The following is a 15,223-nucleotide window of genomic DNA, read 5'->3' as shown; positions in this document are numbered from 1 at the left end:
GTTCTCTCCTGTCCTGATATCGGGCGTCAGAACGCCACGGATGCCTTGATCGCTTCGAAGATCTTGAGGTGATCGGGCAGGTACTCCTTCTCCAGCGTCAGCGGGAAAGGCGTGTCCAGGCCCGTCACCCGTTCGATGGGCGACTCCAGGTACAGGAAGCAGCGCTCCTGGATGGTGGCGGCGATCTCGCCGGCAAAGCCACCGGTGCGCGGTGCCTCGTGGGTAATCACCAGCCGGCCGGTCTTGAGCACCGACTCCACCACGGTGTCCTCGTCCCAGGGCAGGATGCTGCGCAGGTCGATCACCTCGCAGGAGATGCCCTCCTTCTCGGCCAGCTCCACGGCGCGGTCGATCACCTCCATCTGCGCGCCCCAGCCAAGCACGGTGATGTCGCTGCCCTCCTTGGTCACTTCGGCCTCGCCGATGGGCAGTTGGTAATCCTCCTCTGGTACCTCGCCCACCGCGGCACGGTAGAGACGCTTGGGTTCGAAGAAGATCACCGGGTCCGGGTCGCGAATGGCCGAGAGCAGCAGCCCCTTGGCCTGGTAGGGATTGCGCGGCACCACGATCTTCAGACCGGGGGTGTGGGCGAAGTAGGCTTCCGGCGACTGCGAATGGTAGAGACCGCCGGAAATGCCGCCGCCGTATGGCGTGCGGATGGTCAGGCCGCCGACGTTGAACAGGTCGCCCGAGCGGAAGCGGAACTTGGCGGTCTCGTTGACGATCTGGTCGAAGGCCGGAAAGATGTAGTCGGCGAACTGGATCTCGGCCACCGGCACCGAGCCCTGGGCCGCCAGGCCGTTGGCGAAGCCGATGATGCCCTGCTCCACCAGCGGCGTGTTGAAGCAGCGGGCGCGGCCGTATTTCTCCTGCAGGTTACTGGTGGCGCGGAAGACCCCGCCGAATACGCCTACGTCCTCGCCGAAGCAGAGCACCTTCTCGTCTTCGGCCATGGCGATGTCCAGCGCGTTGTTGATCGCCTGAAGCATGTTCATTCTGGGCATCTCAGGCTCCTCCCTGCGCGTCGCCGGTTTTGTGGTCGCCACCCGGCCTGACGTCAGGATCGAGCGAGCGGGCGCCCTTGGGGTAGGCATCGGGGTGCTTGCGGATGTGGGTCTTGAGGGCGTCGAGCTGACGCTGCAGCGCCGGCGTGACGTCGGCGTAGACGTCGGTCACCAGGCTCTCCAGCGGCGGCGGCGGACGCTTCTCGGCGCGCTTCATGGTTTCGAGCACCTCGCGGCGCAGGCTCTCCTGAAGCTCCTTTTCCTCCTCCTCGCTCCACCAGCCGCAGTCGATCAACCAGCGCTGCATGCGCAGGATGGGATCCTTCTCGCGCCAGGCCTCCTCCTCCTTGCGTGAACGGTAGCCCGAAGGGTCATCGGATGAGGAGTGAGCCGCCAGGCGATAGGTCATGGCCTCGATCAGCACCGGCTGGTTCTGCTCCACGGCGATCTTGCGCGCCTCCTGGGTGGCGCGGTACACCGCCAGCACGTCGTTGCCGTCGACACGAATCACGTGCATGCGGTAGCCGAAGGCCCGCGGCGCGATACCGTCGGCGGCAAACTGCTCGCTGGCCGGCGTCGAGATGGCGTAGCCGTTGTTACGGCAGAAGAAGATCACCGGCACCTTGTGCACCGAGGCCATGTTCAGCGCGGCGTGGAAATCCCCCTCCGAGGCCGCTCCTTCGCCAAAGAAAGTGATCGTGCAGTGGCCCTCGCCGGCCAGCTTCTGACCGTAGGCGTAGCCGGTGGCCTGAGGAATCTGGGTGGCCAGCGGCGACGAGATCGTCATGTAGTGCAGCTTGCGTGAGCCGTAGTGGATCGGCATCTGCCGGCCCTTGCCGTAGTCGAGCTCGTTGCCGAACAGCTGGTTCATGAACTCGTCGTAGCTGAAACCGCGATAGACCAATGCGCCCTGCTCGCGGTACTGGGCCATGATCATGTCGGCATCGTCGAGCGCTGCGGTGGCGCCGATTACCGCCGCCTCCTCTCCGGTGCACTGCATGTAGAAGGAGAGCCGGCCCTGGCGCTGCGCCGCCATCATGCGCTCGTCGAGCACGCGGGTGACGAGCATGGCGCGATAGATCTTGAGCGCCTTCTCCCGCTCCAGCTGCGGCGCCTCGGCGCCTTCGCACAGGGAGCCGTCCTGTTGCAGCAGTCGAAAGGTGGGGATGTGGAATTCGTCGCCGGTCATGAAGCTCGGCGTGTGGACATCGTATGTTGTTGTCATCTTCCTGGTCCTTGGGTAATGGCAGGAGGAGTGCCGCCCCTCGTGAGGGCAGTGTTGACTCTAATGTAGCCGTCTGCCAGAGGGTCTCTCCAGCAGATCGCCAACGCTGGAAAAGTTGACGTTAACGTAAGATGAATCTAAACGCACCTATTTTGCTATACAAGCCCCCTCTCTACGACGAATGCACTATCGCAATAACCCGTCATAGCCGAACACTCCGTGAGTACGCCGGCGGCCAAGATATCGGCCTGAGCGCAGAGGCCCGTGCCTAACGTGTATCAGCTGCTCTCTAGGCACGCCGCTGCAAACGCTCGAACAGACTGTCCACGGCCAGCGCCAACAGACCGATCAGCACCGCCCCCTGGACGATGTAAGCGGTATTGCCGTTGACGATGCCGGAGATGATCGGGTCGCCCAGATTGCTCGCCCCCACGGTGGTGCCCAGAGCGGCGGTGGCGATATTGATGGTTACCGAGGTACGGATACCGGCGAGAATGAAGGGCGCGGCCAACGGTAGCTCCACCTGGCGCAGCACCTGCCACGGAGTCATGCCCATAGCGCGGGCCGCTTCATGCACCTGCGGGTCGACGCTGTCGATTCCGGCCAGGGTGTTGCGCACGATGGGTAGCAACCCATACAGCAGCAGCGCAACGATGATGGGTAGCGTGCCGAAACCCAGCGCAGGCACCGCGAGCGCCAGGACGGCCACGGGGGGAAAGGTCTGGCCGATGGAGGCAAGCTGTGACACCAGCGGCAGGAAGTCCCTGCCGAACTCACGGGTGACAGCCACGGCGGCGGCGACCCCAACGATCACCGCCAGCAACGAGGCGATGCCCACCACCAGCACGTGCTGTCCCAGCAGGGTGAGAAAATCGGCGCGGCGATAGATCACCTGACGCAGGTCGGGCTCGATCAGACGAAACAGCCACTCGAGCTGCCCCATGCCCAGGGTCAGCACCAGCAGCACGGTCAGCCACACGATGGGCGACAACCACCGCTGCAGAGCCGGGACCTGCGTCGCCATCGACGTAGCCGACCTCATGGCACCTTGGCTCCGAGCAGGCGGCGCAGCGACAGCTCACCGATGGGAATGTCCTCTTCATCGACCACCGTCAGCCGATCGACCCGGTGCCAGAGCATGACCGACAGCGCCTGGCTCAATGAAGCGCCGTAGGGAATCCGCTCGCTGGCCAGCAGCCGCGGCCCCAGCGGCAACATGTGTTCGCTGACCTGGATCAGCGCCGCCTCCTTCAGGCCGCGGTCCATGCCGCCCAGCAGCGACTCGACGAAGGGATTGGCCGGCTCGCGCAGCAGATCGACGGGTGAGCCCTGCTGCACTATCCGTCCCTGGTGCATCACCACCAGCCTGTCGGCCAGCGCCAGCGCCTCGTCCATGTCGTGGGTGACGAAGACCACCGTCTTGTGCAGGCGCGCCTGCAGCTCGCGCATCTCGCCCTGCAGAGTGGCCCGGGTGATGGGGTCCAGGGCGCCGAAGGGCTCGTCCATCAGCAGGATGTCCGGATCGGCGGCCAGGGCACGGGCCACGCCGACACGCTGCGCCTGGCCGCCGGAGAGCTGACGGGGGTACTTGTCGGCGAACTCCGCCACGGGCAGGCCCAGCAGCTGCATCAGCTCTTCCACCCGTTCGCGCACCTTGCTCTTGGGCCACTTCAGCAGGCGCGGCACCAGGCCGATGTTGCGCGCCACCGTCCAGTGAGGAAACAGCCCGGTACTCTGGATGACGTAGCCGATGCGACGGCGCAGAGCGACCTCGTCGAAAGCGCGGACCGGCTGGCCATCCAGATGAATCTCGCCGCCGTCGTGTTCGATCAACCGGTTGATCATGCGCAGGGTGGTCGACTTGCCGCAGCCCGAGGTACCCACCAGCGCACACAGCTCACCCCGCTCGACACGCAGCGAGATGCCGTCCACGGCGGTCTCGTCGCCGAAGCGCTTGGTCACGTCGAACAACTCGATCATGCGGCCCCTCCCGGGCGAAGACGTTCACTCAAGGCGCCGAGCAAGGCATCGGCGATCAGCGCCAGGCCAATGATGGGCAAGGCGCCGAGCAATACCATGTCCATGGCCGCCTGCCCCAACCCCTGGAAAATGAAGGTGCCGAGCCCGCCGGCACCGATCAGCGCCGCCACCGCCGTCAGGCCGATGGCCTGGACGGTAGTGATGCGTATGCCCTCCAGCACCACCGGCAGCGCCAACGGCAGGCGCACCTGCAGGAACACCTGACCCTGGGCCATGCCCATGCCGCGGGCGGACTCGATCACCGCCGGATCGACCTCTTCGAGGGCGACGAAGATGTTGCGCACCATCGGCAGCAGGCTATAGCCCAGCAGCGCCAGAAAGGCCGGCGCCCAGCCGATACCACTGACACCCAGCCCGCCCAGCCAATCGATACGCGAGCCGAGCCAGGCAAGCGGGGCCAGCAGCAGGCCGAACAGCGCCAGACTGGGGATGGTCTGGAGAAAATTGAGCACGCCGAAGCCGACACGGCGCACGCCGGTGTGACGGCGCATGGCCAGCACCAATAGAGACGCCATCACCAGGCTGGCCCCCACCGCCGCCCCGACCAGCACGAGGTGGATTCGAACGGCGCTGGCGAACTGGTCGCTGCGGGCGTGGTATTCACGCAGCAGTGCCAGCGGTTCCAGCCACAGCGAGAGCGCCAGCCACCAGCCGAGCAGCATCGGTACCAGCAGCATCCAGCCCAGCGCCCGCGACATGCCGAGCCGGGTGCGCAGCTCGATCAGCACCAGCAGCAACAGAAAGATCAACAGCCACAGCGCACTGCCGATGCCCACGCGCGCCTGGGGCATCTCCGGGTCCACCAGCACCGCCGTTGCCGCCGAGAGCCACAGCGGCAGCAGCGCCAACAGGGCCATCACCACGCCCAGAGAGAGCGTCAGCCCCTTGCGGTGCGGCCGCCAGGCCAGCACCACCACGGCGAGCATGGGCACGGCCATCAGCAACGCCGGCCAGCCCCCCATGACCTCCAGCGCGGCGTAGGGAGTGCCCGGCACGATCCGGTTGGGCGCGACGCTGACGGCATCCAGCGTCAGCCAGGCCACTGTCGCGGCCAGCATCAGGCTCGCCAGAACCCAGTTGGGAGATTGTCTGGCCTCGTCCACGCCTCAGTCCTGCAGCTCGGCCAGATACTCCTCGGCGACCTGGCGCGGGTCGAGCCCCTCCACCGCCACCTTGGCATTGAGCTCCTGCAGAGTTTCCAGATCGAGTGACTCGAACAACGGCTCGAGCAGCTCGGCGATCTGCGGATAGGCATCGAGCAGTTCCTCCCGCACCACCGGCGCCGGCTGATACACCGGCTGAACGCCGAGCGTATCCTCCAGTACCACCAGGTCGAGCGCGTTGAGCCCACCGTCGGTGCCGTAGGTCATGGCGGCATTCACCCCGCTGGTCTGCTGGGCGGCGGCACGCATGGTGGCGGCGGTGTTGCCGCCGGAGAGCACCAGCAGTTGATCGCTGCTCAGCTCGAAGCCATAAGCCTGCTGAAACGCCGGCAGCGCCTGTTCGGACTCGACGAATTCGGCGCTGGCGGCGAACTTGAACTCACCGCCGCCGTCGAGATACTCGGCCAGATCCTCGAGCGTCTCGAGGCCGTGCTCCCGGGCCAGATCGCCGCGCACGCTCATGGCCCAGGTATTGTTGGCCTGGGCCGGCGTCAGCCACACCAGACCGTTCTCGGCGTCGCGTTCGCGCACCGTCTCGAAGGCGCTCCCGGCATCGTGCCAGACATCGCTGTCGGTCATGTCGAAGAAGAAGGCCCCGTTGCCGGTGTACTCGGGGTAGAGGTCGATCTCACCGTTCAACAACGCCTGGCGGACGATGCTGGTGGCCCCGAGCTGCAGCCTGTCCTCAGTGGGGACGCCGCCCTGCTCCAGGCGCTGAATGATCAGCTGCCCCAGCACCGAGCCTTCGGTATCGATCTTGGAAGATACCGTGACTGGATCACCGGCATGTACGCCAGCGGCGAAGAGCAGGGAGCCGGCCGTCACGGCCGCCACAGACAAGTAGCGTTTCATGATCATCACCATCCTATGGGTATGTCGGTAGAGTATAAGGCGTGTACAGTTTGACTGTCAGACCCGTTCTCAACGCGGAGCTCCCTATGGATGCCGACGGTACCGCCCTACTCGCCCGTTGCCATCACCCTCTGGTACGCGATCTGGCCTGGATCGTCCTGGCGCCAGACCTGATCGCCATGCCCTGGCCCGGACGTCCAACCCGCGCCGACTTCGGCCTCGAACAGGATGAGCGTCTGTGGGCCTACCTCGACGAGCTGGAGGCCAACCCCGAGGGGCTGGAGCGCCGGGCAGGCAGTACCGTCGACGGCCGCATGGGGCACTATCACGAGCGCCTGTGGCAATTCCTGCTCGACACCGCACCGGGCACTCGCCTGCTCGCCAGCAACCTTAGGATTCACCAGGGCAAACGCACCCTGGGCGAGCTCGACCTGCTCTATCGCCGCCGCCACGACCCCACTTTCATCCACCTCGAAGTGGCCATCAAGTTCTACCTGGGCCTGCCGCAAGGGCCCGGGCCGAGCGACGATCAGGCGCGCTGGATCGGCCCCGGCGGCGCCGACAGCCTGGCCACCAAGCGGGAGCATCTGGACCGCCATCAATTGCGCCTGACCGAGCACGCCGAAGCCCGCCTGGCCATCCAGCAGCATACCCAGCCTCGCGACGTCGGCCCCGCGCAGGCAGAGACGATCAGACGCCAACTGGCGATGCCCGGAGTGCTGTTCTACCCCTGGCAGCGGTCGCTGCCGGCACCGCACGAGGCAACGGCCGAACACCTGCGCGGAGAGTGGCTCCACTGGCGCGACTGGCCGCGGCTGCGCGACGGCCTGAGGGGAGACACCCGCGCCGCCTGGCTGGTCAAGCCGCACTGGCTGGCTCTGCCGCGAGATGAAGCCTTTCTGCCGTTGCGCGACGTCGAGGCGCGCCTGGCGCAGCACTTCTCACGGCCCGCCTCGCCGATGCAGATTGCGCTGATGGAACCGGCGCCCCCGGCGCTGAAGCACCGCCGGCTCTTCGTCGTGGACGACAGCTGGCCACTGCAGATACCGCTGCCGCCCTACCCGCGCACGCCTCTCTGAAACGACAACGCCCGGCCAAGGGCCGGGCGCTAGGTACCGCAGGTGAGAGGCCCGCTACTCGTCGGGCCGCTCGAAGACCCAGCTCGTTCCCTCGCGGGAATCCTTGAGCACGATGCCGAGTGTGGCGAGCTCGTCGCGGATGCCGTCGGCGGCGGCGAAGTCCCTCGCTTTCTTCGCTTCCGCACGGGCAACGATCTTCGCCTCGATCTCGCTTTCACTCAACGGCAGCTCACCCGCGCCACCCTTGAGGAAGGCCTCGGGCTGCTGCTGCAGCAGACCAAGCACACCGCCCAGGCGTTTGAGTTCATGGGCAAGGCCGGGAGCAAGCTTCGTTGCCTCCTTCTTGGCCCGGTTCAGTTCGCGGGCCAAGTCGAAGAGCACCGATAACGCCTCGGCGGTATTGAAGTCGTCGTCCATGGCGACGATGAAGCGGTCTTCGAAGTCACCATAAACAGCTTTGGCGAGCGCACGCTCCTTCTGAATGGTTTTCTCATCTTTTCCACCCACCCCAACGCCATCCAAGGCATTGTAGAACCGCTCCAGGGACTTGCGGGCATCCGCCAGCGACTCCGGGGCGTAGTTGATCGGGCTGCGGTAGTGGCTGGCCACCAGCAGGTAGCGCACCACTTCCGGGTCGTGGACCTCGAGCACCTCGCGGATGGTGAAGAAATTGCCCAGCGACTTGGACATCTTCTCCTGATTCACCCGCACCGCCCCGGCGTGCATCCAGGTGTTCACGTAAGGCTTGCCGGTGGCGGCCTCGCTCTGGGCGATCTCGTTCTCGTGGTGCGGGAAGGTCAGGTCCGGGCCGCCGCCGTGGATGTCGAAGGTATCCCCCAGGCAGCAGGTAGACATCGCCGAGCACTCGATGTGCCAGCCGGGCCGCCCCTCGCCCCAGGGCGAAGGCCAGCTCGCCTCGCCCGGCTTGGCGGCCTTCCACAGCACGAAGTCGAGGGGGTCCTCCTTGTGCTCGTCGACATCGACCCGGGCGCCAGCGCGCATCTCATCGAGATTGCGGTTGTTGAGCTTGCCGTAGCCCTCGAACTTGCGCACCCGGTAGTAGACGTCTCCGTTGGCGGCCGGGTAGCCGTAGCCCTTGTCGATGAGGGTCTCGACCATGGCGATGATCTCGCTCACGTGGCCGGTGGCCCGTGGCTCGCGGTCCGGTCGCAGCACGCCGAGGCGCGCCTCGTCCTCGTGCATGGCGGCGATCATGCGCTCGGTGAGTGAGGCGATGGTCTCGCCGTTCTCGTCGGCCCGCTTGAGGATCTTGTCGTCGATGTCGGTGATGTTGCGCACGTAGGTGACGTCGAAGTCGCGCCAGCGCAGATAGCGTGTGACCACGTCGAACGCCACCATCACCCGGGCGTGGCCCAGGTGGCAGTAGTCGTACACGGTCATGCCGCAGACGTACATCCGCACCTTGCCCGGCTCGATCGGGGTGAATGGCTCCTTGCGGCGGGTCAGCGTGTTGTAGATCTGCATGTCAGCCCTTCTTCTGTATCTTTGCCCAACTGTCCTTCAGCCCGACGGTGCGGTTGAACACCAGCTTGCCGTCGCGACAGGCGTGACGATCGGCACAGAAGTAGCCCACCCGCTCGAACTGATAACGCGACTCGGGAGCGGCATCGGCCAGGCTCGGCTCGCCCATGGCCTGACAGACCTGCAACGACTCGGGGTTGAGATGCTCGAGGAAGTCGGCGTCCTTGTCCTTGTCGGGCTGCTCGACCAGGAACAGGTTGTCGTAGAGACGCACCTCCATCGGTACCGCATGGCTGGCGCTGACCCAGTGGATCACGCCCTTGACCTTGCGCCCTTCGGGGTTCTTGCCCAGGGTGTCGAAATCAACCGAGCAGCGCAGCTCCACGATCTCGTCGCTGGCGTCCTTCACCACCTCGTCGCAGCGGATCACGTAGGAGTTGCGCAGACGCACCTCCTGGCCCGGCGCCAGACGGAAGAACTTCTTCGGCGGCTCCTCCATGAAGTCGTCCTGGTCGATGTAGAGCTCGCGGGTGAAAGGCACACGGCGCAGCGCCATGTCCTCACGGGCCGGATGGCCCGGGACCTCGTAGACCTCCTCGTGGGACTCCGGCACGTTGGTCAACACCACCTTGAGCGGGTTCAGCACGCACATGGCGCGCGGGGCGTTGTCCTCCAGATCCGAGCGGATGGCATGGTAGAGCATGGCAATGTCGACCAGGCCGCCGTCGGCGCGGGTCACGCCGATCATCTCGCAGAACTTGCGGATCGACGCCGGGGTGTAGCCGCGCCGACGCATACCGGAGATGGTCGGCATGCGCGGGTCGTCCCAGCCGTCGACGATGCCCTCGTCCACCAGCAACTTGAGCTTGCGCTTGGAGGTGAGGGTGTAGTTCATGTTGAGCCGCGCGAACTCGATCTGGCGCGGCTTGCACGGCACCGGCAGGTTGTCGAGGAACCACTCGTAGAGCGGGCGGTGGTCTTCGAACTCGAGGGTGCAGATGGAGTGCGTCACCCCCTCGATGGCATCCGTCTGACCATGGGCGAAATCGTAGGAGGGGTAGATCTTCCAGGTATCGCCGGTCTGGTGGTGATGGGCGTGACGAATGCGGTAGAGAATCGGGTCGCGCAGGTTGATGTTGGGCGAGGCCATGTCGATCTTGGCCCGCAGCACCTTCTCGCCCTCGTTGAACTCGCCGGCCCGCATGCGCTCGAGCAGGTCGAGGTTCTCCTCGACGCTGCGCTCGCGCCAGGGGCTCGGACGGCCCGGCGCGGTCAGCGTGCCGCGGTATTCGCGGATCTCGTCGGGCGAGAGGTCGTCCACGTAGGCCTTGTCCTCGCGAATCAGATGCTGCGCCCAGGCGTAAAGCTGATCGAAGCAATCGGAGGCGTAGCGCACCGCACCCGCCCACTCGAAACCGAGCCAGCTGACGTCCTCCTTGATGGCGTCGATGTAGGCTTGCTCTTCCTTGGCCGGGTTGGTGTCGTCGAAGCGCAGATGACAGTCCCCACCGAACTGCTCGGCCAGGCCGAAGTTGAGACAGATGGACTTGGCGTGCCCCACGTGCAGGAAACCGTTGGGCTCCGGCGGGAAGCGGGTGACGACCTTGTCGGCACGACCTGCCTCGATCTCGTCGCGGATCTGGTTGCGGATGAAATTCGGCGCACTGGCGTTTTCGGTGGTCATGTTGTTGCGGCAAACCTCTGGTTGGATCGCGAGTCTGGGTGGGGCCCCGAATGTCGATGAACCCGACACGCTTCGCGCATCGATGCAAAACGGCTATTATAACGCCACGCCCATGCACGGCGCCAAGGCGCGCTCCCATCGTACAGGAAACTTCGATGATCATTCTCGAGACCAGCTTCGGCGACATCGCCATCACCCTGAATCACGAACAGGCGCCCAAGACCGCAGCCAATTTCGAGCAGTACGTGCGCGACGGCCACTACGACGGCACCTTGTTTCATCGCGTCATCCCCGGCTTCATGATTCAGGGTGGCGGCTTCGATCAGGACTTCAATCAGAAGCCGACCCGCGACCCGATCGAAAACGAAGCCGACAACGGGCTGAAGAACCTGACCGGCACCCTGGCCATGGCCCGCACCCAGGACCCCCACTCCGCCACCGCCCAGTTCTTCATCAACGTGGCCGACAACGACTTCCTCAACCACAGCGGCAAATCGCTGCAGGGCTGGGGCTACTGCGTATTCGGCGAAGTTGTGGACGGCATGGACGTGGTCGAGCGCATCACCGCCGTGAACACCACCCGCCGCGGCATGCATGCCGACGTGCCCGCCGAAGACGTGACCATCGAGCGCGCCTACGTCAAGGACGAAGCAGACGCCAGCTGAGCCGCAGCCAACCACGGGATAGCTCATGAGTTCCACCCTGCTGATCTCCGACCTGCATCTGCACCCCGTTGCGCCCGAGGTCACCGAGGGCTTCCTCGGCTGGCTCGAGCGCAGAGCCCGTGGCGTCGATGCACTCTACATCCTGGGTGACTTCTTCGAGGCCTGGATCGGCGACGATCTGCTCGATCACGCCGACCAGGATCCCAGCGGCACCGGCAAGCTGGCCCTGCGTGTGGCCGCCGCCCTGCGCCGCCTGAGCGACGAAGGCACCCAGATCTACCTGATGCACGGCAACCGCGACTTCCTGCTCGGCCACCGCTTCGCTTCCGCCTGCGGTGCCAAGCTGGTCACCGATCCGGCCGTGCTGCGCTTCGCCGACGAGCCGGTATTGCTGATGCACGGCGACAGCCTGTGCACTCGCGACGAGGCCTACATGACCTTTCGCGAACAGGCCCGCAACCAGGCCTGGCAGGAGCAGGTACTGGCCATGCCGCTGGCCGACCGCCTGCAGCTGGCCGCCGCTCTGCGTCAGCAGTCCGGCGAAGCGACCTCGAACAAGGCCGAGGACATCATGGACGTCACCCCGGAGGAAGTCGTGCGCACCATGCGCGATTACGGCGTGACGACCCTGATCCACGGCCACACCCACCGCCCCGCCGTGCACGAACTCGAGGTGGGCGACCTCCCGGCCCGCCGCATCGTGCTGGGCGACTGGCAGCCCGGCAAAGGCTGGGAAATCGAAATCGGCCCCGATGGCGACCCCACCCTGCGGGAAATCGCCCTCTGAAGCCAGCTCAAGGCAGCGCATCGACCTTTTCGCCCCTGACACGACAGGCGTGAATAGCGGCGAGAAGGTCATCTGCCGGCGGCATCACTGCCGCCTCGCCGATAAGCTCCAGGCGCGAGTCCTGACGCCAGGCACTGACAGTCAGGCTCGCCGCCCCCTCGCCCCGGTTGTAGAGCCGCCACCCCGCATCGGTATGCAGCACTCCCTTCACGCGCAGCCCGGACGGCAAGCGATCCAGCACCAGGGTCAGACGGTCGAGATCGAACACCTCGGTGGGACTCCAGCGCCACCCCTGCGTGTGGTAGCCCAAGGCCTGGCCGCGCGCCGCCACCGGCCGGCCCGGCTGAGGCGCCTGCGTAACGAACTCGTCCAGTACCAGCATCCGAGCGCCAGGATCGCGCAGCGCCGCATGTCGATTGCTCACGCCCCCAGCCGCCGGTGTGTGGCGGCCGCTTTCCATCAGCACGTTCACATCCAGCTCGCCATGGGCAGCGTGCGCCACCCACTTCTTGGGCGGCCAGAGCTGCTCCACGAAGGCCTCGGCAGCAGCAACCGCCTGCGGTCCGGCGCGGTCGGTCATGGTCAAAGCAACGGCGTCGGCCATGGCCAACTGGTCGTTGAAGGTGTCGTGCTCGCGCACGCGGGGATCCTCGAGCCGGGCCGGATCGAGCAGCGCCACGATGTCCTGTACCACCAACACCTCGGCAAAGGCATCGCTGCGCAGCGTGTCGAGCAGACCGGCGGGATGCCCGAGCCCCGAGGGCTCGATGAGCAGTCGATCGGGTCGATGACGGTGCAGCAGGTTGACCAGCGTGGCCTGCAGCACGAAAGCCAGCTGGCAGCACATGCAGCCGCCGGGAAGCCCTTTCACGATCACATCGTCCCGCGACTCGAACATCGTCTGATCGATGCCGACCTGGCCGAACTCGTTGATCAGTACCGCCCAACGCTCGTTTGCCGGCTTCTGCTCGATCAGACGCCGTATCAGCGTGCTCTTGCCGCTGCCCAGAAAGCCGGTGAAGAGATGTACGGGTATCGATCTTAGCGGCGTCGCAGCCATGAGCGCTCCTGCAAAACCAATTGTTATAGAGTAACACAAAGGCCGGCCATAGCAGCAAGCTTAACTAAAGAGAAGATAACGGTATAAACCTGAATGGAGAATAAGGGGGCGGTGCCCCCTTATCGGTACTGCATGGCAGGCTGTCGCATTTAGCGACGAGTGATCTCGGATGTCTCCCGCAGATGACTGCGCAGGCCCTGCACGGCCGCTTGAGCGCGCAGCTGCTCGGCCATTCGCGCCACGAAGGCATCGACCTGCTCGTCCGGCTCACCGGTGGCCACCTCGTCAAGCGCGATCAGGACCACCCTCTCCCCATCGCTGGTGTGGCCGAACACGGCCTCGCCCGCCTCGGGATGCGGCAACCGGAAGGCAGCCTGGAGCACGGAGCGCGGCACATTGTCCCGCTGGCGTGTGACCCCTTCGACCTGCTGCCAGTCAATATCCAGCTCCTCTCCGGCACGCAGCCGCTCTACCTGCTGACGCGCCACGTCGAGCAGCATCTCACGCTGCTTGATGCGGGTCACGGATGCCGCCACGCGCTCGCGCACCTCCTCGAGGGGCAGCACGGTGGCCTCACGATGCTCGGCGACCCGCAGCACCATGCGGCGATCGTTGTCGAGCTCGATGACTTCGCTGTTGAAGCCCTCGACCAGCACATCCTCGCTGAACGCTTCGCTCATCACGCCCGGCTCGGAGAGTATGCCCTCGCCGCCTTCACGCGACACCCAGTCGCTCTCGTGCAGTTCGAGCCCCAGCCCATCGGCCACGCTGGCCAGGTCATCGGCGGCGAAGCTCTCATCGATCAAGGACTGAACACGGCGGTTGAAGTCGCTGGTTACCTGGCCGAGGGCCATTTCACGGGCAATATCGTCGCGCATCTCCTCGAAGGACGGTTGATCCAGCCCCGTGACCTTGATCAGATGCAGGCCGCTGCTGGTCTCCACGATGCCGGAGACCTGCCCGGGAGCGAGCGAGAAGGCGGCGTCGTCGAAGTCATCGCCGAAGAAGCCGCGACTGATCACGCCGAGATCGCCACCCTGCTCGGCGGAGGCAGGATCGTCGGAGTACTCGAGCGCCAGGGCCTCGAAGTCATCGCCCTCGGCCAGCCGCTCACGAACGGCTTCCAGTCGCTCCACGGCTTCTTCACGGGTGCGTTCGCCATCGTGCGTGGCCATGATGTGGGAAACTCTCCGATCGGCGTCGCGACCGCGATTCTGCCACTCCTGACGCAGCGCCTCCTCGTCCACCTCGACCTCGCCGGCCATCTCCTGACGATCGACGATCACGTACTCCAGACGCACCTGTTCCGGCCGCTGGTAGTTCTCGCGATGCTCCTCGTAATAGGCGAGCAGCTCCTCCTCGCTGACCTCCACCGGCTCGTCGAGCGCTTCGGCACCCAGCGCATGGTAGCGAAAGCTGCGCACCTGAGCCTGCAGCGCCGCCAGAGTCTCACGCTCGCTGTCGAGCACGAAGTCGCTTACCGCCAGACCCTGCTGCAATTGCTGACGCTTGAGGTCGACGCGCAATGCGGCACGAAAGGAGGACGGCGTGAAGCCGGCACTGGCCAGTCGATTGCGGAACAGGTCGGTATCGAAGCGGCCGTTCTGGTCTTGGAACTCGGGCAAGGTCACGATGACCTGATCGAGCTGCTCATCGGAGAGATGAAGGCCACCCTCCTCAGCAAAAGCCAGCAGCAGGCGCTCGCCAATCATCTCGTCGAGCACCTGGCCACGCAGGGCGCGCTCCTGCTCAGGCGGCACCTGACCTGAGCGAATGGCACGCTGCACCTCCTGCTCCAGCTCCTGGCGGGTAATGGACTGGCCATTGACCTTGGCGACTTCATCGCCGCCACCACCGAACAGCCCCACCAGGGACTCGACACCGAACAGCGCCATGGTAACGACCACGGCACCCACGATGATCTTGGCACCCCAACTTCTGGAGCGGTCACGAATACTTTGCAGCATGCAGGCCTCGGTAACTGATTGTTGGCTGGCAGTGGGGCCATATTATACGGCGACCAGGCCTCGCGGACCATGGCTGCACCGCCCGGCTCGTCATCGATGTGGAAGCCGCTTCCGACAACGACGCCAAATAAGACGTATCCGCCAAAAAATAAGGCGCACCGCCGAAGCGGTGCGCCTGATGGTTTGCTTCCGACGCTGAATAGCCCGCTACCGGA

Annotated in this window: 13 protein-coding genes; 3 read left to right on the top strand and 10 right to left on the bottom strand. The window is 65.4% G+C overall.

Features of this window, described 5'->3' with window-relative positions; translation table 11 throughout:
- Nucleotides 1-26: 26 nt before the first annotated feature.
- From B8115_RS14290 to B8115_RS14265, 6 genes are all read right to left on the bottom strand, one after another.
- Complete coding sequence (locus tag B8115_RS14290; RefSeq protein ID WP_010628494.1) at nt 27-1,004, bottom strand: alpha-ketoacid dehydrogenase subunit beta; 978 nt, start codon at nt 1,002-1,004, stop codon at nt 27-29.
- 1 nt (nt 1,005) lies between these two features.
- Nucleotides 1,006-2,229, bottom strand: a complete 1,224-nt coding sequence (locus B8115_RS14285; protein WP_026038133.1) for a thiamine pyrophosphate-dependent dehydrogenase E1 component subunit alpha — start codon at nt 2,227-2,229, stop codon at nt 1,006-1,008.
- A gap of 289 nt (nt 2,230-2,518) precedes the next feature.
- Nucleotides 2,519-3,253: an ABC transporter permease gene (locus B8115_RS14280; protein WP_010628492.1), complete on the bottom strand. Its 735-nt coding sequence runs from the start codon at nt 3,251-3,253 to the stop codon at nt 2,519-2,521.
- Between the two features lie 14 nt (nt 3,254-3,267).
- Nucleotides 3,268-4,209: an ABC transporter ATP-binding protein gene (locus tag B8115_RS14275; protein WP_010628491.1), complete on the bottom strand. Its 942-nt coding sequence runs from the start codon at nt 4,207-4,209 to the stop codon at nt 3,268-3,270.
- A complete protein-coding gene (locus B8115_RS14270) occupies nt 4,206-5,372 on the bottom strand; it encodes an ABC transporter permease (protein ID WP_010628490.1) in 1,167 nt (388 codons plus the stop codon). The genes B8115_RS14275 and B8115_RS14270 overlap by 4 nt, the downstream gene beginning before the upstream one ends.
- A gap of 3 nt (nt 5,373-5,375) precedes the next feature.
- Nucleotides 5,376-6,290 carry an ABC transporter substrate-binding protein gene (locus tag B8115_RS14265; protein ID WP_010628489.1) on the bottom strand — a complete coding sequence of 305 codons (915 nt, stop codon included), beginning with the start codon at nt 6,288-6,290 and terminating at the stop codon, nt 5,376-5,378.
- 80 nt (nt 6,291-6,370) lie between these two features.
- On the opposite strand from B8115_RS14265, the gene B8115_RS14260 reads away from it, so the two are divergent.
- Nucleotides 6,371-7,363 (top strand): DUF1853 family protein, encoded by a 993-nt coding sequence (locus B8115_RS14260; protein WP_010628488.1) that lies wholly within the window; start codon nt 6,371-6,373, stop codon nt 7,361-7,363.
- 54 nt (nt 7,364-7,417) lie between these two features.
- On the opposite strand, the gene cysS is transcribed toward B8115_RS14260, so the two are convergent.
- On the bottom strand, nt 7,418-8,848 hold the full coding sequence (gene cysS, locus B8115_RS14255) for a cysteine--tRNA ligase (protein ID WP_010628487.1): 1,431 nt from the start codon (nt 8,846-8,848) through the stop codon (nt 7,418-7,420).
- Between the two features lies 1 nt (nt 8,849).
- Nucleotides 8,850-10,529, bottom strand: a complete 1,680-nt coding sequence (locus tag B8115_RS14250) for a glutamine--tRNA ligase/YqeY domain fusion protein (protein WP_010628486.1) — start codon at nt 10,527-10,529, stop codon at nt 8,850-8,852.
- A 155-nt stretch (nt 10,530-10,684) separates the two neighbouring features.
- On the opposite strand from B8115_RS14250, the gene B8115_RS14245 reads away from it, so the two are divergent.
- Together B8115_RS14245 and B8115_RS14240 are read left to right on the top strand one after the other, a co-directional pair.
- The gene (locus B8115_RS14245; protein ID WP_010628485.1) at nt 10,685-11,194 is read left to right on the top strand and encodes a peptidylprolyl isomerase; all 510 of its coding nucleotides are present in this window, start codon (nt 10,685-10,687) and stop codon (nt 11,192-11,194) included.
- A 25-nt stretch (nt 11,195-11,219) separates the two neighbouring features.
- Complete coding sequence (locus tag B8115_RS14240; protein WP_010628484.1) at nt 11,220-11,981, top strand: UDP-2,3-diacylglucosamine diphosphatase; 762 nt, start codon at nt 11,220-11,222, stop codon at nt 11,979-11,981.
- Between the two features lie 7 nt (nt 11,982-11,988).
- Here the strand turns inward: B8115_RS14240 and B8115_RS14235 are convergent, their stop codons facing one another.
- Nucleotides 11,989-13,041, bottom strand: coding sequence for a GTP-binding protein (locus tag B8115_RS14235; RefSeq protein ID WP_010628483.1), 1,053 nt, complete (start codon nt 13,039-13,041; stop codon nt 11,989-11,991).
- 149 nt (nt 13,042-13,190) lie between these two features.
- Nucleotides 13,191-15,008 carry a SurA N-terminal domain-containing protein gene (locus B8115_RS14230; RefSeq protein ID WP_010628482.1) on the bottom strand — a complete coding sequence of 606 codons (1,818 nt, stop codon included), beginning with the start codon at nt 15,006-15,008 and terminating at the stop codon, nt 13,191-13,193.
- Between the last annotated feature and the right edge of the window lie 215 nt (nt 15,009-15,223).

This window comes from Halomonas sp. KM-1, assembly GCF_000246875.1.
GTDB classification, from domain to species: Bacteria; Pseudomonadota; Gammaproteobacteria; order Pseudomonadales; family Halomonadaceae; genus Halomonas; species Halomonas aerodenitrificans.
This window is presented reverse-complemented; position numbering and strand designations above follow the sequence as displayed.